Genomic DNA, 19,241 nt, shown 5'->3' on the forward strand with positions numbered 1-19,241 from the left:
GCCGCTCGCGCGGGCGCTGTCGGCGCGCGGCGCGCGGCTGCTCGAAGGCGCGGGCGTGTCGAAGCGCCAGGGCGGCGCGTTCATGCCCGGGGTGCCCGATGTGTCGCGCTTTCCGTCGCGCGTCTGGACGCGGCTGCACAACAAATACTGGCGCCGCCTGCGCCCCGACCTGCTGACCTACGCGCCGGGCGGCGGGCTGGCCTCGATGCGCGAGGCGCTGGCCGACTATCTGCGCACCTCGCGCTCGGTGCGCTGCTCGCCCGAGCAGATCGTGATCACCACCGGCATCCACCAGTCGATCGACCTGGCCGTGCGGCTGCTGACCGATCCGGGCGACGTGATCTGGACCGAGGATCCGTGCTACTGGGGCGTGCGCAGCGTGCTGCATGTGTCGGGGCTGACCACGCGGCCGATTCCCGTCGACGACGAAGGCATCGCGCCGAGCGCCGACGATCTCGCCACGCCGCCGAAGCTGATGCTCGTCACGCCGTCGCACCAGTATCCGCTCGGCATGGTGATGAGCCTCGCGCGGCGGCGCATGCTGCTCGAATACGCGCGGCAGCAGGGCGCGTGGATCATCGAGGACGATTACGACAGCGAATTCCGCTACGGCAGCCGGCCGCTCGCGTCGCTGCAGGGGCTCGACACGAGCGGGCAGGTGATCTACGTGGGGAGCTTCGGCAAGACGCTGTTTCCGGGGCTGCGCGTCGGTTATCTGGTGGCGCCCGAGCCGCTGGCCGAGAGCTTCGCGACCGCCAGCGCCGAGCTGTATCGCGAGGGGCAACTGCTGCAGCAGGCCGTGCTCGCCGAGTTCATCGCCGAGGGGCATTTCGTCTCGCACATCCGCAAGATGCGCGCGCTGTACGGCCTGCGGCGGCAGACCTTGCTCGACGAGCTGGCGCGGCGCTACGGCAGCGCGCTGCCGGTGCTCGGCGGCGATGCCGGGCTGCATCTCGTGATGCAGTTGCCCGACGGTGCCGACGATCGCGCCGTGGCGCAGGCCGCGCTCGAACGCAACATCGTGGTGCGGGCGCTGTCGGGCTACTACGCGGATCGCTCGCGCGCCGCGCCGGGGCTGTTGCTCGGCTATGCGTGCGTGCCCGAGGACGAGATCGGCACGGCGTTCGGCACGCTGGCCGAGGCGATCGATGCGGTGGGGGCGGGCGGGTAGGGCAGCCCTGGAAGACGCGGATCACTCCACAACCGTGAACGTCATCCTCAGGCCCAACGAGCGAAGAATCTTTTGCACCGTTTCATAGCGAGGGTGGGCGCCGGGGCTCAGCGCTTTATGCAGCGTCACACGCCCGACGCCCGCCCCAGCCGCCACCTTTGTCATGCCCCGGGCGCGCGCGACAGCCGCTACCGCTGCGAGAAATACGGCGGGATCGGGGTCTTCCGCCGCCACGGCGAGAAATTCCGCAACGACCTCGTCGTTGTTCAGGTAGTCGGCCGCATCGAATTCGGCGTAATGGGCCATCGCTTACTCCTTCAGTTCGCGCGCCAGGCGAATTGCGCGTTTTATATCTTTGTCTTGTGTTGATTTGTCGCCGCCGCACAAGAGCACGTAGACGACGTTGCCGCGACGGACATAGTAGACGCGATAACCAGGCCCAAAGTCGATTTTCATTTCGCAGACGCCTTCTGCGAGCACACGATATTCGCCGAAATTGCCGAGCTGCGCGCTGATCAGGCGTGCGGCGATGCGTGCCTTGCCACGTTGATCACGCAGGCCTGAGAGCCAGTCGGCAAATTCGTTGGAACGCAGCAAGGTAATCATACCGTAGTGTACCCAATTGGGTACACTGCGACGCGGCACCTGCCTGGCACCAATCGTCGCACGGGGCTTGCTTCAAAGCCGGATCAACACCGCCCCCGCCACCACCATCCCGCACGCCACGATCCGCCGCGCCGTGGGCTGCTCGCGCATCGCGAACCAGCCGATGCCGATCGCGAAGATCGAGCTGGTTTCGCGCAGCGCCGAGACGGTCGCCACCGGCAGGTGCCGGTAGGCCAGCGTGACGATCGCATAGGCGGCCAGCGCGCAGGTGCCGGCGCCCACGCCGCGCCACAGCGTGGGCGATGGCGTGAGAAGCGGGCGCGGCCCGCCGCGCAGCGCGCACACCAGCACGAACTGCGGCACGTTCCACAGCAGGTAGACCCAGCAGATGTACGACAGCGAATTGCCCGCGAGCCGCACGCCGATGCCGTCCACCACCGAGTAGGCGGCGATGAACACGCCCGTCAGCACCGCGTACGGCACGCTCTCGCCTGACAGCCGCAGCCCACGCCGCAGCGCCAGCGACACGATGCCGAGCGACACCAGCGCGATGCCGGCCAGCGCGAACGCCGACGGCCGCTCGCCGAGCGCGACGAACGCGAACAGCGCAACCAGCAGCGGCGAGCTGCCGCGCGCGATCGGGTAGATCTGGCCGAATTCGCCGCTGCGGTAGGCGCGCAGCAACGCGAGGCAATAGCCCACTTCGAGCAGCGCCGACGCCGCGATATACGGCCACGCGCCCGGCGCCGGCGCGGGCAGCCACAGCGCGCCGGCCACCCCGGCCACGATATAGGGCACCGCCATCGTCCCCAGTTGGATCACGCGATCCTCGCTGACATGCAGGAACGCGTTCCAGACCGCATGCAGCAAGGCGGAAAACAGCACGAGGGCAACGAGCAGGTGATCCATGGACGGCTTCGGCGGGCTCGCGGCGCGAGCGGTGGCGGCAAGGGCGCGCCACATCCGCAAAAATGCGGGATGTGGCATTTATAGGCAAAATGCGGCAAGACGCCGATTATCTCAGCAGTGAGCCGGTTTCGCCAAGTGTCCGTTTCGTGACGCTCCGCATGCATGCCGCACGCGCAGCCCGCGTGGATTGCCGATAATGGGCGCTTCCTCACCCGACCGTCGCCATCGCCATGAACGAAACCCCGCAAACGAATGCGCCGCCGCGCCTGACGAGCCTGTCGCATGGCGGCGGCTGCGGCTGCAAGATCGCCCCCGGCGTGCTGGCCGAGCTGCTCAAGCGCAACGCGCCGCCCGCGCTGTTCCCCGATCTGCTGGTCGGCACCGAAACCGCCGACGACGCCGCCGTCTACCGGCTCAACGACGAGCAGGCGATCGTCGCCACCACCGATTTCTTCATGCCGATCGTCGACGATCCGTTCGACTTCGGCCGGATCGCCGCCACCAACGCGCTGTCGGACGTCTACGCGATGGGCGGCAAGCCGATCTTCGCGCTGGCGCTGGTCGGCATGCCGATCAACGTGCTGCCGCGCGAGACGATCGCCGCCGTGCTGAAGGGCGGCGAATCGGTGTGCGCCGAGGCCGGCATTCCGGTGGCGGGCGGGCATTCGATCGATTCGGTCGAGCCGATCTACGGGCTGGCGGCGATCGGCGTGGTGCATCCGTCGCGCGTGAAGCGCAACGCGGGCGCGCGCGCCGGCGACGTGCTGGTGCTCGGCAAGCCGCTCGGCGTGGGTGTGCTGTCGGCCGCGTTGAAGAAGGGGCAACTCGATGCGGCGGGCTACGCGGCGATGATCGCGGCCACCACCCAGCTGAACCGCCCCGGCGCGCAACTGGCCGCGCTGTCGGGCGTGCACGCGATCACCGACGTGACCGGCTTCGGCCTGCTTGGCCACGGGCTGGAGATGGCGCGCGGCGCGAGCCTGAGCGTGCGCGTGCGGTATGCGTCGCTGCCGTGGCTGGCCGGCGCGGTGGCGTTCGCCGAGGCCGGCGTGATCACCGGCGCGTCGGGCCGCAATTGGGCCGCGTACGGCGCGGACGTGCGGCTCGGCGAGCACCTCTCGCCGGCCGCGCAGGCGCTGCTGACCGATCCGCAAACCTCGGGCGGCCTGCTGGTGGCCTGCGCGCCCGATGCGGTGGACGACGTGCTGGCCTGCTTCCACGCCGACGGTTTCGCGCAGGCGGCCGTGATCGGCGAACTGGTGGACGGCCCGGCGCGGATCGAGGTGGCCTGAGGCTGGCGGCTCGCGCCGAGTTTGTAAAAAGCGTCAGGGCGCGCGGGCGTCGCGCCGGATCGCCTGGGGCGACACGCCGAAGCCGCGCACGAACGCTTCCCGCATGTGCCGGCGGTCGCGAAACCCGGTTTCCCGCGCGACCGCATCGAGCGTATGACGGCTGCGCTCGATCATGAGCCGGGCCGCTTCGAGCCGCAGCGCCTCCACCGCCTTCGCCGGCGACTTGCCGGTTTCCTGCGTGAACAGCCGATGAAACTGCCGGGGGCTCAGATGCGCCGCCTCGGCCAGTTCCTCCACCGACAGCGCGCGGTTCAGGTTCTGCCGCGCATAGTTCAGGGCGTTCTGGATCCGGTCGGTTTTCGGCGCGAGTTCGAGCATTTCCGCATGCTGCGTCTGGCCGCCCGAGCGGCGCTGCGGCATCACGAGCAAATGCGCGACCGAACGCGCGACGTCGATCCCGAGATCCTTCTCGACCATCGCGAGCGCGAGATCCAGCCCCGCCGTCATGCCGGCCGACGTCCAGATCCGGCCGTCGACGATGTAGATGCGATCGCTTTCGATCTGCACGTCCGGGAACTGCGCCTGCATCTGCTCGGCGATCGCCCAGTGCGTGGTGGCGCGCCGCCCCGACAGCAGGCCCGCCTCCGCCAGGACGAAGCCGCCCGTGCAGATGCCCGCGATGCGTTGCGCGCGCGGGCCGCGGCGGCGCAGCAGCGCCACCGTGGCGGCCGGCGTGGGCGCCGCGAACGGATCGGCGACGCCCGCCACCAGCCACGTATCGACCTTCGACGCGCCGCTCGCGGCGCGCGTGCCGATCGGAAAGCCGACCGACGACCGCACCTCCCCGCCTTCCGCCGAGAACAGCGCGAAGCGATAGAACGCCTCGCCGACCACGGCGTTCGCGTGCTCGAACACGGATTGGGTGGCCAGCGCCATCATCTGAAAGCCGTCGCTCAACAGAAAACCGATTCGATGCATCGACGACTCCAGGGCGGAAAAGGGCAGGAAAGGGTATGGCAGGAAAAATGACTATATACGTCATTTGAGACATGCGCCAACGCGCCCAGAATACGTTTCGGCAAGTCACCCGAACCTTTTCCTGGAGCACGTCATGACGCAATCTCATCTTGGTACCGCCCTGATCACCGGCGCGTCGTCCGGCATCGGCGCCGTGTATGCCGACCGTCTCGCGCGGCGCGGTTACGACCTCATCCTGGTGGCGCGCAATCGCGACCGCCTGAACGCACTGGCGAAGCGCATCACCGACGACACCCGCCGCAATGTAGAGGTGCTGGTGGCCGACCTCGGCGATCGCGCGGACGTGCAGCGCGTGGAAGCGACGCTGCGCGACGACGCCAGCATCACGCTGCTCGTGAACAACGCGGGGGTGGGCACGCACAGCCCGCTGCTGGAAAGCCGCGTCGAGGCGATGACCGCGATGATCGAGCTGAACGTGACCGCGCTGACGCGGCTAACGTACGCCGCCGCGCCGGCCTTCGTCTCACGCGGCAAGGGCGCGATCGTCAACATTTCGTCGATCGTCAGCATCGCGCCCGAGCTGCTGAACGGCGTGTACGGCGGCAGCAAGGCGTTCGTGCTGGCGTTCAGCCAGTCGCTGCATCACGAGCTGGCCGCGAAGGGCGTGCAGGTGCAGGCCGTGCTGCCCGGCGCCACCGCCACCGAGTTCTGGGAAATCGGCGGCCTGCCGCTCGAGCACCTGCCGAAGAACATCGTGATGACGGCGGACGAGATGGTCGACGCCGCGCTGGTGGGCTTCGATCGCCAGGAACTGGTCACGATCCCGTCGCTGCATCCCGTCGAGGCCTGGCAGGCGTACGACGCCGCCCGCCAGGCGATGGCGCCGCATCTGTCGAACAACGTGCCGGCGCCGCGTTACACGCAGGCCTGAGCGAGGCGCGTGCGATGCCGCCGAGGCGGTTTCGCACGCGCTGTCGCGTTGGCGGCAACCGCTCAAGGCACCACGAAGTGCACCGTCTTCGTTTCGATCGTGGCGTGCGACGCGTCGACCAGATCGACGCGCACGCGGTGCGGGCCGGGCGGCAGCGCGCCGAAGTAGATCGCGTCGTTCTGCGCATGGATCCAGCTCCACTTGCTGTCGTCGACGAACACGTGGAGATGGCCGATCCGCGGCGTCAGCGAGGTGGCTGCCTTGCCGTGGATGTCGGTGTACAGCGGCAGGATGCGCAGGTTGTCGACGCGAAACGCCAGGTACACGTAGCCGTCCTTCAGGACATCGGCGCGCGGTTTGTACAGCGTCAGGTGCGGTTGGGCGGGGGGCGGGACATCGGCGATGACGCCGGGCGGCGGGCTGGCCGGATCGGCGGCGCGGGCAGGGGAGGCGCCGATCAGGGCGGCAAGCAGCGCGGCGGCGAGATAGCGGGTGGGGATCATCATCCTGTTCGAGCAACGGAGTGGAAAAGCTTTCAGTTGCTTGACAGGATAATTTTTACTGCAGCCCCGCGGCATCGGTCATTCGACCGATGCGGCCGGGTCGAAACCGTCGCTTACAGGTAGCTGCAGACGTAGTCGAGCGTTTCGATCACTTCGATGTCGAAGCGCGACTTGCCGGGCACCGAGAACGAATCGCCTTCGGCGTACGTCTGCCATTCGTCGCTGCCTTCGAGGCGGATGCGGCACTTGCCGGCCTGCACTTCCATCAGTTCCGGCTCGGCCGTGCCGAAGTTCAGCGTGGCAGGCAGAATCACGCCGAGCGTCTTGCGGCTGCCATCCGGGAAGATGACCGTATGCGAGACGCACTTGCCGTCGAAGTAAACGTTCGCCTTCTTGACCACTCGAACCTGATCGAATTCTGCTGCCGATGCCATGCGTAGCACTCCAAAGTCTTGATTGGGCTGGATAAGGGGCCGCGGGCGGCGATGCCGCCGGGACGCGGGCCGGGAAGCGGGAATCTTACCGGAATCGCCGCGCGGGCCGCCCCGTAAATTTGGCGGCCCGCGCCCGGCCGCTAGAATCGCAGGTCTGGCGCAGGAAAACCGGCAGCGGCACGCCGGTTTTCGCAACCCGATCGCCAGGCAAACGGCGGCGCAGACCGCCTTCACCCTCGTCGTGCCTCCGCGTCACGACGAAACCGATGCGCGCGCCGCGCCGGAGGGCCGGCCAGGCTCGCGCATCCGCAGTGTCCGTAGCCGTTCTCATCACTCCATTTACAAGGAACGACGATGCTGACTCGCTCGATGCTTTCCGCGGCCGTGTTCTCGCTGGCCGCGTGCGCCACGGTGCCGTCCGTCGCGCAGGATTCCACCGAAGCTCAGACCCTGCAGGACGCGCAGGGCCACGACGATCACGGGCCCGGCGTACGCGCGCCGAAGGTCATGATCGTCACGATGTTCGGGCCGGAAGGGCAGGCCTGGACCGATCGCCTCGGCCCCTGGACCCAGGTGAAGGTGCCGGGCCTCTCGCCCGACTATCCGACGGTGCAGTGCAATCGCCAGGAGGTTTGCGTGGTGACCACCGGCATGGGTTACGCGAACGCGGCGGCCACCATCATGGCGCTGAGCTTCTCGCCGCAGTTCGACCTGCGCCGCACGTACTTCCTCGTGTCGGGCATCGCCGGCGTGGATCCGGCGCAGGGCACGGTGGGTTCGGCCGCGTGGTCGCATTATCTGGTCGACTTCAGCCTGCAGTGGGAACTCGACGCGCGCGAGATCCCGGCCGGCTGGCACACCGGCTATCTCGGCATCAACACCAAGAACCCGAACCAGAAGCCGCCGCTCGACTACAAGAGCGAGGTGTTCGAGCTGAACCCGAAGCTGACCGCCGCGGCCTACGCGCTGTCGCGCAACGTCGTGCTGGCCGACAACGCGCAGGCGCAGGCCGCGCGCGCGAAGTTCGACACCGCGCCGGCCAACCGGCCGCCGGCGGTGGTGCAATGCGATACCTCGTCGGGCAATACGTGGTTCTCGGGCACCAAGCTCGGCGAGCGCGCGCGCCAGTGGACCCGGATCCTGACCGACGGCAAGGGCACCTACTGCATGACGGCGCAGGAAGACAACGCCACCTATGAGGCGCTGACGCGCGCGGCGGCCACCCGGCGCGTCGATCTCTCGCGCGTGGCGGTGCTGCGCACCGGCTCCGATTTCGACCGGCCGTATCCGGGCCAGACGAGTGTCGACAACTTGCTGAACTACGCCGACCAGGGCGGCTTCGCGATCGCCACGGAGAACCTGTATCGCGCGGGCAATCCGCTCGTGCAGGACATCGTCGGGCATTGGAGCGAATGGCGCGACGGGGTGCCGTCGCGCTGACGCGTGGCGCGGCGGCGTGCGCAAGGCGGCCGCGCCGGGATCGTTCGGCGTGCAGGCAATCGCGACAAAGGGCTGGCGCGAAGCATCAACGCATCAACGCAACGAACAGGCAGGCACGGCCTACGCGATGCGAAACACCAGCTCCTTGTCGTCCATGACGGCGCTCACATTGCGCCAGTCGTTCAGAAACGGATGGCGGTCGAGCCGGCCCGCCATCAATCTCGAGGCGATTGCGACGACGCGCGCGCCCGCGTCGAGGCCGGCGGCGATGCCGGCGGGGGCATCCTCGAACACGATGCAGCGGTGCGCGTCGACGCCCAGCCGCTCGGCGGCCAAGAGATAGCCTTCGGGCGACGGCTTACCCTTGGCCACGTCATCCGCCGTCACCAGAATCGGCGGCGTCGGCAATCCGGCTGCCCGGATGCGATTGCTCGCCAGTATGCGGTCGGCCGACGTGACGATTGCCCACCGGTTCGGCGGCAAGGCGCTCAACAGCGCGCGAGCACCTGGGATCTCGACGACGCCCTCGGTGTCTTCCCGCTCCTGGTTGGTGACTGCCGCGATGTCGGCGTCGATGTCGAGGCCCGCCGGCGCCAGGGCGCGGAGCGCGTCGCGCGTGCGCCTGCCTTGCGATTCACGCAGGACGAAGTCGGGGTCGAGGCCGCGCCGCTCGGCCCAAGCGGAATACGCTCGAACGGTGGCGGCATGCGAATCCAACAGGGTGCCATCCATATCGAACAGCAATGCGCAAGCGCGGTACTCGGTATTCGAAAGCAGCATGGGTCGCGATAAAGGCGGATTCGGGAATCCATAGTAGACCGTGCAACTGCGTCATCGTGATGGCATCGAATCGGTCAGTCGATTGTCGAAGGCGTGCCGGTTGCGACGAACGCGTAAATATTCTGGTCGTGAAACACGCCGTTCAACGGCTCGGCGTGTTCGACGGTGTGCTCGAAACGGAAGCCGCAGCGGCGCGCGACGTTGTTGCTCGCCTCATTGAATACGGCGCACTGGATGACGAAGCGTCGGATCCGTCGTTGCCGATAGACGTCCACGAGCTTCCGTACCGATTGCGAGACGAGTCCCTGCCCCCGATACGACGGGGCGAGCCAGTATCCGAGGGTGGCTGTCGCGTTCGGCCAATCGATGGTGTTGAATGAAATCACGCCGCAGGGATGGCCGTTTTTAAGCGCCACGTAAGTCTTCGATTCGCCACGTTCGTGCGCGGCGAGGCGGGCGCTCAGGAAGTGGGCCGTGTCGAGTTCGCTGGTCACGAAGCGCGGCCACGGCATGTATTCGGCAAGCCATTCCCGGTTCGCGTCGATGATCGAATAGAGTGCGCTCGCATACCGTGTGCTCGGGATGGAAAGCACCAGGTCGTGCGTCACGTCGATCGCGTCGGTTTCTTGGGTGTCGTGCATCGGTCGTGTGCCGGAATCGCGTGAGAAATGCGCGGTGTCGAAGGGGCGCGGCGGCTCGATGAAGGCGTGCGCGGGCTCGGTGACGCTGTCCCGGCCAATGCCGGTGCCTTGACCGTGCCGCCGGCGCTCACGCCTCGTCGTCGAAAATATCTTCGATCCGCAGGCCGAAGGCGCGGGCGATCGCGAATGCCAGCGGCAAGCTCGGATCGTACCGCCCGTTCTCGATCGCATTGACGGTTTGTCGCGACACCCCGAGCGCCTCCGCGAGCCCGGATTGCGACATGCCGTGCGTCGAGCGCAGCTCCCGGATGCAGTTCTTCATGGCGGGCGCTACCGGTAACGGCGAGCGCACAGGATGCTGCTGACGATCCACAGCGCGCCCATCACCGGCCAAACGACGAACAGCGACAGCTTCGGGAAGCCGACGTTTTCAAGGAAGCCGTAGCTGAACGTGAGCAGCGCGGTGCCCGCGAACGCGATGGCGAGCGCTTCCAACTGAATTCTGCGAACCAGCTCGTCGACGTTGCGCAGGTTGCGCACGACCACCCAGCAAATGCCGAGGCCGGCGAGCATCGGGCTCAGCGCGACCAGAATTCGGGCGTAGCCGCTTTCCACGATGCCCGCTTGCAGGCAATACACCGAGAGCGCCAACAGGACGACGTACGCGAGAATGGCTGCCGTCATTTCCTTCCGATACGAGCCCACCTGTCACCTCCTGTATGTAAAGTTCGCTTTACAGGATAATGTGACGTTCGATTCGTGTAAAGCTTCCTTTACATCGATGCGCGGCGTCGCGACATGAAAAAGGCGGCCACGCCGAAAGCGGGCCGCCTTGTTCACTGCCGGGATGACCGGTCAGTTCTTGCCGTTCGAGCGCGGCTGCGCGCGGAACGGAATCCACACCGGCGCGGTGCGATCCCACTGATCGAGCTGGGACGGTTTCGGTTCGTTCGGATTCATGATTCGCTCTCCTTACGGTTGACGATGCCGGCGCGGCCGGCGTGCGGATGCCAGGCGGGTTTAACGGTTCGCGAGTTCGCTCGACGGGCCGCCCGATTCCGAGCTGCCCTGGCGTTGTTGCGCCAGTTCGATGCCTTGCGGGTACGACGTGCTCTTGCGCAGCAGCGCCAGCGAGCCGTCGCGTTGCGCCTGGGCCAGCTCGGCGCGCACCTGGGCGCGGGTCAGCGTGCTGGTGGTCTTGGCGGCGGGCAGGTCGCCGTAGCTGCCGGCGTGGCCGATGCCGCCATCGGCAAAAGCGGACACGGCGGTGGTGGACAGGACGAGTGCGGCGGCGGCGATGGTGAGGGTTTTCATGTTCAGCTCCTTTGAATCCTTGAATTCGGATGCGCAACGCATTCGGTTACGCGACGGAGTGAAATTTAGGTGCAGCCGCAGCATCAATAAATGGGATGGGCGCGAATTGAATTGTCGCCATGTTGGAACAATCGAATTCCGTACTGTCGATAGGGTCAGGATAAAGCCTTTGCTGGCAAGGGTTTTGGCGATTCGCGCACGGGCGTGCGAAACGGCCGTTTTCACATTGATGCGTCGAATGCAATAGTGTGATTCTGTGGCGTTCATGATCCGCGCTGGACATGCTGCGGTGCGGAAAAATGAGGGGCGGGACGATGCAAGCCGGCTCGGCGGCGCACCGGCCGAGCCGGCGGCTGGCATTCGGTGCGCATGACGCGCTGCAACGATTCCACGCCGAATGCGTTGCCGGCTATGCCGATGGGCCGGTTTTCACGATTGGATCCTGTGCCGATTTCATCATCGTCGCCGTGCATTGGTCACAAGCCGGGCTGCCGGATCGCGACGGATACTTGTCGCCGACGATCCATTTCTTACCCATCGAGGCGACATGACCGAGCATTTCGGCCGGTAACCCCGGCGCCCCTCGCGGCGCGGCCCGACAGGCCGCCCGCCGCGTTCCACTTCCCGCAGCCGGATCGCTGCGACCGCGGGCCGTCCGGCCCCGGTGATTCCTGCCCCGCGCCGTGTTCGGCGTCATCGGTTCCGTGCGCCTTGCGGCGCGCGGGGTGGGCGTTCGTCCCTGCGTTCCGGTTGCGCGTATCGCCGTTCGGCGGCGCGCCCCGCGCGCGGCCGAACGCTCACATGGCAGGAGACACGATTCATGGCACCACAAGGAAAATTCCACCGGCGGCTCTCGCTGACCGACCTGACGTTCATCGGCCTCGGCGCGATCTTCGGCTCGGGCTGGCTGTTCGCGGCGAGCCACGTCGCCACCATCGCCGGCCCGGCCGGCATCTTCTCGTGGGTGCTCGGCGGCTTCGCGGTGCTGCTGCTCGGCATCGTCTATTGCGAACTGGGCGCGGCGCTGCCGCGCGCGGGCGGCGTGGTGCGCTACCCGGTGTTCTCGCACGGCCCGCTGCTCGGTTACCTGATGGGGCTGATCACGCTGATCGCGTTCTCGAGCCTGATCGCGATCGAGGTGGTGGCCGCGCGCCAGTACGCCGCCGCGTGGTTCCCGGGCCTGACAGTGGCCGGCTCGAACGCGCCCACCGCGATCGGCTGGCTGCTGCAGTTCGCGCTGCTGTGCCTGTTCTTCCGGCTCAACTATTCGAGCGTGAAGACCTTCGCCACCGCGAACAACATCATCAGCCTGTTCAAGTTCATCGTGCCGCTGTCGGTGATCGTCGTGCTGTTCGTGTTCTTCCGGCCGCACAACCTCAGCGTGGCCGGCTTCGCGCCGTTCGGCATGTCGGGCGTGGAGATGGCGGTGTCGGCGGGCGGCGTGATCTTCGCGTACCTCGGGCTCACGCCGATCATCTCGGTGGCCAGCGAGGTGCGCGATCCGCAGCGCACGATCCCGATCGCGCTGATCCTCTCGGTGCTGCTCTCGACGCTGATCTACGTGCTGCTGCAACTGGCGTTTCTCGGCGGGATTCCCACCGACATGCTCGCGCACGGCTGGGGCGGCATCGATCGCGCGTTCTCGCTGCCGTACCGCGACATCGCGGCGGTGCTCGGCGTGGGCTGGCTGGCCTACATGGTGGTGGCCGACGCGATGATCTCGCCGAGCGGTTGCGGCAACATCTACATGAACGCCACGCCGCGCGTGATCTACGGCTGGGCCAAGACGGGCACGTTCTTCCGCGTGTTCACGCGCATCGACGAAGCCACCGGCATTCCGCGCGCGGGGCTGTGGCTGACGCTCGCGCTGTCGGTGTTCTGGACGCTGCCGTTCCCGTCGTGGGACGTGCTGATCAACGTGGTGTCGGCCGCGCTGGTGCTGAGCTACTGCGTCGCGCCGGTGTCGGTGGCCGCGCTGCGCCGCTCCGCGCCCGACATGCCGCGGCCGTTCCGCGCGGGCGGGTTCGCGGTGCTCGGGCCGCTGTCGTTCATCGTCGCGGCGCTGATCGTCTACTGGTCGGGCTGGGGCACCGTGTCGTGGCTGCTGGGTTTGCAGATCGTGCTGTTCGTCGTCTATCTGGCCTGCGGGCGCTTCGTGCCGAAGGATCAGCTGAGCCTGGCCGAGCAGGTGCGCTCGTCGGCCTGGCTGATCGCGTTCTATGCGCTGATGATCGGCGCGTCGTACCTGGGCAGCTTCGGCGGGATCGGCGTGCTGAAGCATCCGGCCGATACCGTCGTGGTGGCCGCGATCGCGCTTGTGATCTACTACTGGGGCGCGGCCACCGGCGTGCCGGCCGCGAAGCTGCGGCTCGACGACGACGAGTGAGCCGCGCGATCTTCCCGGCGCGCCGGCCCGCAACGCGGGCAGGCCGCCGATCCGGACGCATTCGCATGGGCCGTCGAAGGCCCGGAGGAAACCGATGAGTATTGCAGAGGATGTGACGCTGTCGCTGGACGAGGTGGACGCGCTCGCGCGCCGCGTGTTGATCGCCAACGGCGTGAGCGAGGACAACGCGCGTTCGCTGGCCGGCGTGATCGTGCAGGGGCAGCGCGACGAATGCCATTCGCATGGCGTCTACCGGCTGATTACCTGCGTGCGGACGCTGCGCAACGGCAAGGTCGATCCGCGCGCCGTGCCGACGCTGCGCACGCTCGCGGGCAGCGTGATCGAGGCCGATGCGCACGGCGGCTATTCGCTTCCGGCGTTCGACCTGGGCCTGCCGGCGCTGGTCGAGGCCGCGCGCCGGCAGGGGCTGGCGGCGCTGACGATCCGTCATTGCTACCACTTCTCGGCGCTGTGGCCCGAGGTCGAGGCGATCGCCGCGCACGGCCTGGTCGGGCTCGCGATGTGCCCGAGCCACGCCTGGGTGGCGCCGGCCGGCGGCACGCGGCCGGTGTTCGGCACCAATCCGATCGCGTTCGCGTGGCCGCGCCCGGACGGGCGGCTGCCCTACGTGTTCGACTTCGCGACCAGCGCGATCGCGCGCGGCGACATCGAACTGCACGCGCGCCAGGACAAGCCGATTCCCGACGACTGGGCGATCGACGAGCACGGCCGGCCCACCACCGATCCGCACGCGGCGATGCGCGGCGCGATGCGCACGTTCGGCGGCCACAAGGGCTCGGCGCTGGCCACGATGGTGGAGTTGATGGCGGGGGCGTTGATGGGCGACCTGACCAGCGCCGAATCGCTCGACTACGACGGCGGCGCGGGTGCGGCGCCGTATCACGGCGAATTGCTGCTGGCCTTCGATCCGGCGGTGTTCGCGGGCGAGGGGCTCGACGCGGGCCGCGCGAGCGGCGAACGCCTGCTGGGCGAAATCGAGGCGCAGGGCGCGCGATTGCCGTCGCAACGACGCTTCGAGGCGCGGGCGCGCAGCGCGGCGCACGGCGTGCGGGTGCCGCGAGCCCTGTACGACGATATTCTCAAGCTGCTCGATTGAGCGTGCACGGCAGCGCGGAAGGGGCGGCCTCGGCCGCCCCTTTTTGCTGGGCGCCGCACGCGACGGCGTCTGCACCAAGGCGGTGCGATTGCGCCGCTCGCCCTTGTCGCAGCGGGCCGAGCCGGTCGTCCATATGAAAAAAAGATAGCGCCAATCGCGAAACGCTATTTCGTGCCGCACGGGCGGCGCCGATACACTCGTCGGCATGACTGATCAACATTACGACCTCGTCGTGGTCGGCGCCGGCGCGGCCGGGCTTGCGGCGGCATCGACGGCCGCTTCGTTCGGACTCCGTGTGTTGCTGGCGGAAGGCGCCGGAAGAATCGGCGGCACGACGGCCATTTCGGGCGGCATGGTCTGGATCCCGGCCAACGCGAAGATGCGCGAGGCGGGATTCGACGACAGCCAGGCGGCGGCGCAGCGCTATCTCGACGCGACGGTGCCCGGCGCGGCCGACGACGCCCGCCTGCGCGCGTTTCTTCGCCACGGCGATGCCGCCATTCGCCATCTCGAAGCGCATACGCTGCTGAAGCTTCGGCCGGTCAAACGCTATCCGGATTACTACCCCGATCTGCCCGGCGCGACGGCGGGCGGCCGGGTGCTCGAACCGGTCGCGTTCGACGGGCGCGAACTGGGCGCCGATTTCGCCTTGCTGCGCGACCCCTTGCCGGAGTTCATGCTGTTCGGCGGGATGATGATCAGCCGCGAGGACATCCCCAAGCTGCGCCGCATGAGCCGTTCCCCCGCCGCCGCGTGGGCCGTGGCGAAACTCGTGTGCCGGTATGCGATGCAGCGCCTCACCCGGCATCGGGGCACCACGCTCGTGCTCGGCAATGCGCTGGCGGCGCGGCTGTTCGCGTCGGCGCGCAGGGCCGGCGTGGACATCGCGCTGAACGCGAGCGTGGAGGGCGTGGTCGTCGCCGATGGCCGTGCGACGGGCGTGCGCCTGCTCGAGCAGGGCGCGAGCCGGACCGTGCACGCGCGCTCGGTGATCCTCGCCACCGGCGGCATCTCGCACGACGCCGCGCTGCGCGCGTCGTTCGTGCCGCAAGCGGCCGGCGATCGTTCGGCCACGGCGAAGCCGAACGCGCCGCGCGGCGGGGTGCGCATGGCCCGCGACGCGGGCGCCTTGCTCTCGCCGCCCTGCCGAAGCGTGGACGACGCGCTCGCGTTCTGGGTGCCGGTGTCGAGCTGGCAGCGTGCCGACGGCTCGATCGCGCATTTCCCGCATACGGTCACCGATCGCGCCAAACCGGGCCTGATCGCCGTGAATGCGCACGGCAAGCGGTTCGTCAACGAGGCGGTGTCGTACCACGAGTTCGTGCGCGCGCAACTGCGTCAGGCCGATGCCGCGATTCCCGCCTGGCTGATCTGCGACAAGCGCTTCCTCTGGAAATACGGCCTCGGCCGTGTACGTCCGTTCGCCTGGAGCACGCGGCGCGACGTCGCGAGCGGCTATCTCAAACGCGGGGCGACGCTCGATGCGCTCGCCGACGGCATCGGCGTGCCGCGCGAGGCGTTGCGGGCCACCGTCGGCCGCTTCAATGCCGATGCCCGCGAAGGCAAGGACACCGAATTTTCGCGCGGCGGCGATATCTACCAGCGTCATCTGGGCGACGGCGATCACGGGCCCAACCCGTGCGTCGCGCCGATCGAGCAGGGCCCGTTCTACGCCGTCGCCGTCCATCCCGCCGATCTCGGCATGGCGGCCGGCATCGCGACCGACGAGAACGCCCGCGTGCTGCGCGAGGACGGCAGCGCGATCGACGGCCTCTACGCCTGCGGCAACGACATGCATTCGGTGATGAACGGCGCCTACCCCGGGCCGGGCATCACGCTGGGCCCGGCACTCGTGTTCGGCGTGCTGGCGGCGCATCACGCGGCCGGCCATAAGCTCGGCATATAGCCGCTCTCGGAAAACAGTAGTTTGACGCGAGGGGGGGCGGCCCTACACTGATTTCGTTGCCCGAAGCATGCATCGACAGGCTGCTCGCGCAATCGCAGACCAAAAAACGGGAGCGCGTAGCGACGCTCACCTATCAGGAGACAGACATGGCTTTTCGCATTCCTCTCGGGCAGGCAGGGTATCGCACGCTCCTCGCATTCGCGGCAGGCTTGAGCTTCAGCGCGGCGGCACTCGCACAGGGCAACGATCCGGTGCATATCGGTCTCATTTATGCGAAGCAGGGGCCGGGCGCCTCGATCGGCCAGTTCCTGCAACGCGGCAGCGAGATCGCACTCGAAGAGGCCGGCAACAAGGTGCTGGGCCGTCCCATCGAAGTGACCTGGCTCGACGAGCCGAATCCGCAGGTCGCGCAACAGAACATGCAGAAGCTCGTCGACGAGAACAAGGTGGTGGCGGTGGTCGGCGGCAACTACAGCTCGTCCGCGCTCGCGATGATGAGCGTCGCCAACCGCGCGAAGATTCCGCTCATTCTGCCCGGCGCGGCCGCGAGCGAAATCACCGGCAAGGATTGCAGCCGCTACACGTTCCGCACGCAGGCCACCGTGCCCGTGCAGATCGCCGGCGTGATGCCCTATCTCTCCCAGATCGGCAAGAAGGTGTATTTCCTGACGCCGTCATACGCATTCGGACAGGACATCCTGCGCGCCGCGCGCGGCCGGCTGAAGGAAAACGGCATGACCGAAGTGGGCGTCGACGAAGTGCCGGTCAATACCGCCGATTACAGCTCGTACATCCTCAAGATCCGCCAGGCGAAGCCGGATGCGGTGCTGGGCGGCCTGGTCGGCGGCGATTTCTCGAACTTCCTCAAGCAGTGGAACGAGATGGGGATGAAGGACAAGATCCCGTATGTCGCGGTCGCGGTGACGGATACCGATTTCTGGGATGTCGGCCCGCAGGCGTCGGCGGGCATCTACGTGAAGCCCTGGTACTACAGGAATCCGAAGAATCCGGCGGCGGAGCAGAAATTCGCGGCCGACTTCGAGAAGAAATACGGGCGTCCGCCGTCGGACAAGGCCTGGTCGGGCTGGATCGCGATGCGTGCGCTGCTCGAATCGATCAATGCGGCGAAGTCGACGGATTCGAAGGCGATCGTCACCGCGCTCGAAAAATGGAAGAACACGGACAGCCCGCTGCCGTACTACTTCCGCTCGTGGGATCACCAACTGGTGCGGCCGTCGGTCGTCGTCAAGGTGAAGTCGAGCATCACCGACAAGTACGATTACTTCGACGTGGTGAAGGAAACCTCCTCGACGCCCGCCGACACCGAGAAAGCCTTCGGCGACAAGCAGCAGATCGGCTGCAACATGCCGCCGCTGTAAGCAAGGAGCCTCTTCCCATGACCGAATCAGACCGCGCGCTGCCCGATGTCCGATTGCTGATCGACGGCCGCTGGGCCGACGGCGGCGACCGCATGGCCGTGCTGGACAAGTACCGGCTCGCGCCGTCGGCAACCCTGCACACGGCCTCGCACGAGCAGGTGCGCGACGCCGTGAAGGCCGCGCAGCGCGCCTACCTCGCCGCGTCGCTGACGCCGCATGAGCGCGGCGCCGTGCTCGAGCGGGCCGCCGCGCTGCTCGAACGCGAGACGCCGCAACTCGTCGTCGCCCTGCAGACCGAGGGCGGCTTCACGCAGACGGATGCGCAGGGCGAGATCAAGCGCTGCCTGCAAACCTTCCGGCTGTCGGCGGAGGAGGCGCGGCGGCTGGCCGGCGAGATGATTCCGCTCGACGGCGCGCCGCAGCAGAAGGGGCGCCTGGGCTTCACGCTGCGCGTGCCGCTGGGCGTGGTGTGCGCGATCACGCCGTTCAATGCGCCGCTCAACACGGTCGCGCACAAGGTCGCGCCGGCCATCGCGGCCGGCAACGCCGTCGTGCTCAAGCCGTCGACGCACACGCCGACGCCCGCCAACATCATGGCCGCGTGCCTGATCGAGGCGGGGCTGCCGGCGGGGCTGATCAGCGTGGTGCATGGCGGCGCGGACGTGGCGAACTGGCTGATCGACGAGCCCGACGTGCGCTTCTTCGCCTTCACGGGCAGCACCGAAGTGGGCCGCTCGATCCAGCAGCGCGCGGGCTTGCGGCGCACGCAGATGGAGCTCGGCAGCATCGCGTTCACGATCGTCGACGACGACGCCAATCTCGATTCGGCGTTGCCGAAGATCGTCGGCGCCGGGTTCCGCAAGGCCGGGCAGGTCTGCACCTCGATCCAGATGCTGCTCGTGCATCGCACGCGCATGGCGGAGGTCGAGACGCGGCTCGCGCGGCAGGTGGGCGAACTGCGCTTCGGCGATCCGCGCGATCCGGCCACGCTGGTCGGGCCGGTGATCAGCGCGGCGTCGGCGGAGCGCATCGAACGCTGGATCGACGAGGCCGTGTCGCGCGGTGCGCGCCGGCTCGCGGGCGGCGCGCGCGACGGCGCGGTGATTCCGCCCACGCTGCTCGCGGATGTCGATGCGAGCGCGCAGGTGAGCTGTTGCGAGGTGTTCGGGCCGGTGATGTCGCTGGTGCCGTTCGACACGCTGGACGAGGCCATCGATCGCGTCAACGCCACGCCGTTCGGGCTGGCGACGGGCCTGTTCACCAACCGCCTGGATCGCGCGCTCGAGGCGGCGCGGCGGCTGCACGTGGGCGGCGTGCACATCAACGAAACATCGAGTTCTCGCGTGGATCTGATGCCGTACGGCGGCAGCAAGGATTCCGGCTTCGGCCGCGAGGGTCCGCATTACGCGGTGCGCGAAATGAGCGAAGAACGCCTGATTACGCTGAGTACATAA

The 19,241-nt window shown here is 67.9% G+C and carries 21 protein-coding genes; 10 read left to right on the forward strand and 11 right to left on the reverse strand.

The features are described 5' to 3' along the window. A partial coding sequence (locus G3N92_RS04020) for a PLP-dependent aminotransferase family protein (protein ID WP_206126160.1) occupies nucleotides 1–1,171 on the forward strand: 1,171 nt, incomplete at its 5' end. A gap of 21 nt (nucleotides 1,172–1,192) precedes the next feature. On the opposite strand, the gene G3N92_RS04025 is transcribed toward G3N92_RS04020, so the two are convergent. The 3 genes from G3N92_RS04025 to G3N92_RS04035 all read right to left on the reverse strand — a co-directional run bounded on the left by G3N92_RS04025 (nucleotide 1,193) and on the right by G3N92_RS04035 (nucleotide 2,686). Continuing rightward, nucleotides 1,193–1,477, reverse strand: a complete 285-nt coding sequence (locus G3N92_RS04025) for an addiction module antidote protein (RefSeq protein WP_206126161.1) — start codon at nucleotides 1,475–1,477, stop codon at nucleotides 1,193–1,195. A gap of 3 nt (nucleotides 1,478–1,480) precedes the next feature. Further along, on the reverse strand, nucleotides 1,481–1,777 hold the full coding sequence (locus tag G3N92_RS04030; protein WP_206126162.1) for a type II toxin-antitoxin system RelE/ParE family toxin: 297 nt from the start codon (nucleotides 1,775–1,777) through the stop codon (nucleotides 1,481–1,483). A 72-nt stretch (nucleotides 1,778–1,849) separates the two neighbouring features. Beyond that, on the reverse strand, nucleotides 1,850–2,686 hold the full coding sequence (locus G3N92_RS04035; RefSeq protein WP_206126163.1) for a DMT family transporter: 837 nt from the start codon (nucleotides 2,684–2,686) through the stop codon (nucleotides 1,850–1,852). Nucleotides 2,687–2,916: 230 nt separating this feature from the next. Here G3N92_RS04035 and selD point away from each other — a divergent pair, with 230 nt between their 5' ends. Beyond that, entirely contained in the window at nucleotides 2,917–3,978 is a 1,062-nt protein-coding gene (gene selD / locus G3N92_RS04040) for a selenide, water dikinase SelD (protein ID WP_206126164.1), read from the forward strand. A gap of 33 nt (nucleotides 3,979–4,011) precedes the next feature. Here selD and G3N92_RS04045 read toward each other — a convergent pair whose 3' ends face one another. Beyond that, nucleotides 4,012–4,956 carry a GlxA family transcriptional regulator gene (locus G3N92_RS04045; protein WP_206126165.1) on the reverse strand — a complete coding sequence of 315 codons (945 nt, stop codon included), beginning with the start codon at nucleotides 4,954–4,956 and terminating at the stop codon, nucleotides 4,012–4,014. Between the two features lie 133 nt (nucleotides 4,957–5,089). Here G3N92_RS04045 and G3N92_RS04050 point away from each other — a divergent pair, with 133 nt between their 5' ends. Beyond that, a complete protein-coding gene (locus tag G3N92_RS04050; protein ID WP_206126166.1) occupies nucleotides 5,090–5,887 on the forward strand; it encodes an SDR family oxidoreductase in 798 nt (265 codons plus the stop codon). Nucleotides 5,888–5,949: 62 nt separating this feature from the next. Here G3N92_RS04050 and G3N92_RS04055 read toward each other — a convergent pair whose 3' ends face one another. Then, a complete protein-coding gene (locus G3N92_RS04055; protein WP_206126167.1) occupies nucleotides 5,950–6,393 on the reverse strand; it encodes a DUF6130 family protein in 444 nt (147 codons plus the stop codon). Nucleotides 6,394–6,503: 110 nt separating this feature from the next. After that, the gene (locus G3N92_RS04060; protein WP_206126168.1) at nucleotides 6,504–6,824 is read right to left on the reverse strand and encodes a pyrimidine/purine nucleoside phosphorylase; all 321 of its coding nucleotides are present in this window, start codon (nucleotides 6,822–6,824) and stop codon (nucleotides 6,504–6,506) included. Between the two features lie 354 nt (nucleotides 6,825–7,178). On the opposite strand from G3N92_RS04060, the gene G3N92_RS04065 reads away from it, so the two are divergent. Then, nucleotides 7,179–8,264, forward strand: a complete 1,086-nt coding sequence (locus tag G3N92_RS04065) for a purine nucleoside permease (RefSeq protein ID WP_206126169.1) — start codon at nucleotides 7,179–7,181, stop codon at nucleotides 8,262–8,264. Nucleotides 8,265–8,384: 120 nt separating this feature from the next. Here the strand turns inward: G3N92_RS04065 and G3N92_RS04070 are convergent, their stop codons facing one another. From G3N92_RS04070 to G3N92_RS04090, 5 genes are all read right to left on the reverse strand, one after another. Then, a complete protein-coding gene (locus G3N92_RS04070) occupies nucleotides 8,385–9,044 on the reverse strand; it encodes an HAD family hydrolase (protein ID WP_206126170.1) in 660 nt (219 codons plus the stop codon). A gap of 74 nt (nucleotides 9,045–9,118) precedes the next feature. After that, nucleotides 9,119–9,652 carry a GNAT family N-acetyltransferase gene (locus G3N92_RS04075; protein ID WP_206126171.1) on the reverse strand — a complete coding sequence of 178 codons (534 nt, stop codon included), beginning with the start codon at nucleotides 9,650–9,652 and terminating at the stop codon, nucleotides 9,119–9,121. A 160-nt stretch (nucleotides 9,653–9,812) separates the two neighbouring features. Beyond that, on the reverse strand, nucleotides 9,813–10,007 hold the full coding sequence (locus G3N92_RS04080) for a helix-turn-helix transcriptional regulator (protein WP_206126172.1): 195 nt from the start codon (nucleotides 10,005–10,007) through the stop codon (nucleotides 9,813–9,815). Between the two features lie 8 nt (nucleotides 10,008–10,015). Next, on the reverse strand, nucleotides 10,016–10,369 hold the full coding sequence (locus G3N92_RS04085; protein ID WP_206126173.1) for a hypothetical protein: 354 nt from the start codon (nucleotides 10,367–10,369) through the stop codon (nucleotides 10,016–10,018). Between the two features lie 336 nt (nucleotides 10,370–10,705). Next, entirely contained in the window at nucleotides 10,706–10,999 is a 294-nt protein-coding gene (locus G3N92_RS04090) for a DUF4148 domain-containing protein (RefSeq protein ID WP_206126174.1), read from the reverse strand. A gap of 314 nt (nucleotides 11,000–11,313) precedes the next feature. Between G3N92_RS04090 and G3N92_RS04095 the strand changes: the two genes are divergently transcribed. From G3N92_RS04095 to G3N92_RS04120, 6 genes are all read left to right on the forward strand, one after another. After that, the gene (locus G3N92_RS04095; protein WP_206126175.1) at nucleotides 11,314–11,550 is read left to right on the forward strand and encodes a hypothetical protein; all 237 of its coding nucleotides are present in this window, start codon (nucleotides 11,314–11,316) and stop codon (nucleotides 11,548–11,550) included. 269 nt (nucleotides 11,551–11,819) lie between these two features. Then, nucleotides 11,820–13,385 carry an APC family permease gene (locus tag G3N92_RS04100; RefSeq protein ID WP_206126176.1) on the forward strand — a complete coding sequence of 522 codons (1,566 nt, stop codon included), beginning with the start codon at nucleotides 11,820–11,822 and terminating at the stop codon, nucleotides 13,383–13,385. A gap of 94 nt (nucleotides 13,386–13,479) precedes the next feature. Beyond that, the gene (locus tag G3N92_RS04105) at nucleotides 13,480–14,502 is read left to right on the forward strand and encodes an Ldh family oxidoreductase (RefSeq protein WP_206126177.1); all 1,023 of its coding nucleotides are present in this window, start codon (nucleotides 13,480–13,482) and stop codon (nucleotides 14,500–14,502) included. A 205-nt stretch (nucleotides 14,503–14,707) separates the two neighbouring features. Further along, nucleotides 14,708–16,408: an FAD-dependent oxidoreductase gene (locus tag G3N92_RS04110; protein WP_206126178.1), complete on the forward strand. Its 1,701-nt coding sequence runs from the start codon at nucleotides 14,708–14,710 to the stop codon at nucleotides 16,406–16,408. A gap of 146 nt (nucleotides 16,409–16,554) precedes the next feature. Then, on the forward strand, nucleotides 16,555–17,787 hold the full coding sequence (locus G3N92_RS04115; protein ID WP_206126179.1) for an ABC transporter substrate-binding protein: 1,233 nt from the start codon (nucleotides 16,555–16,557) through the stop codon (nucleotides 17,785–17,787). A 17-nt stretch (nucleotides 17,788–17,804) separates the two neighbouring features. Continuing rightward, nucleotides 17,805–19,241: an aldehyde dehydrogenase family protein gene (locus G3N92_RS04120; RefSeq protein ID WP_206126180.1), complete on the forward strand. Its 1,437-nt coding sequence runs from the start codon at nucleotides 17,805–17,807 to the stop codon at nucleotides 19,239–19,241.

The sequence above is a fragment of the Burkholderia sp. Ac-20379 genome, from assembly GCF_017104645.1.
Classification (GTDB): domain Bacteria; phylum Pseudomonadota; class Gammaproteobacteria; order Burkholderiales; family Burkholderiaceae; genus Burkholderia.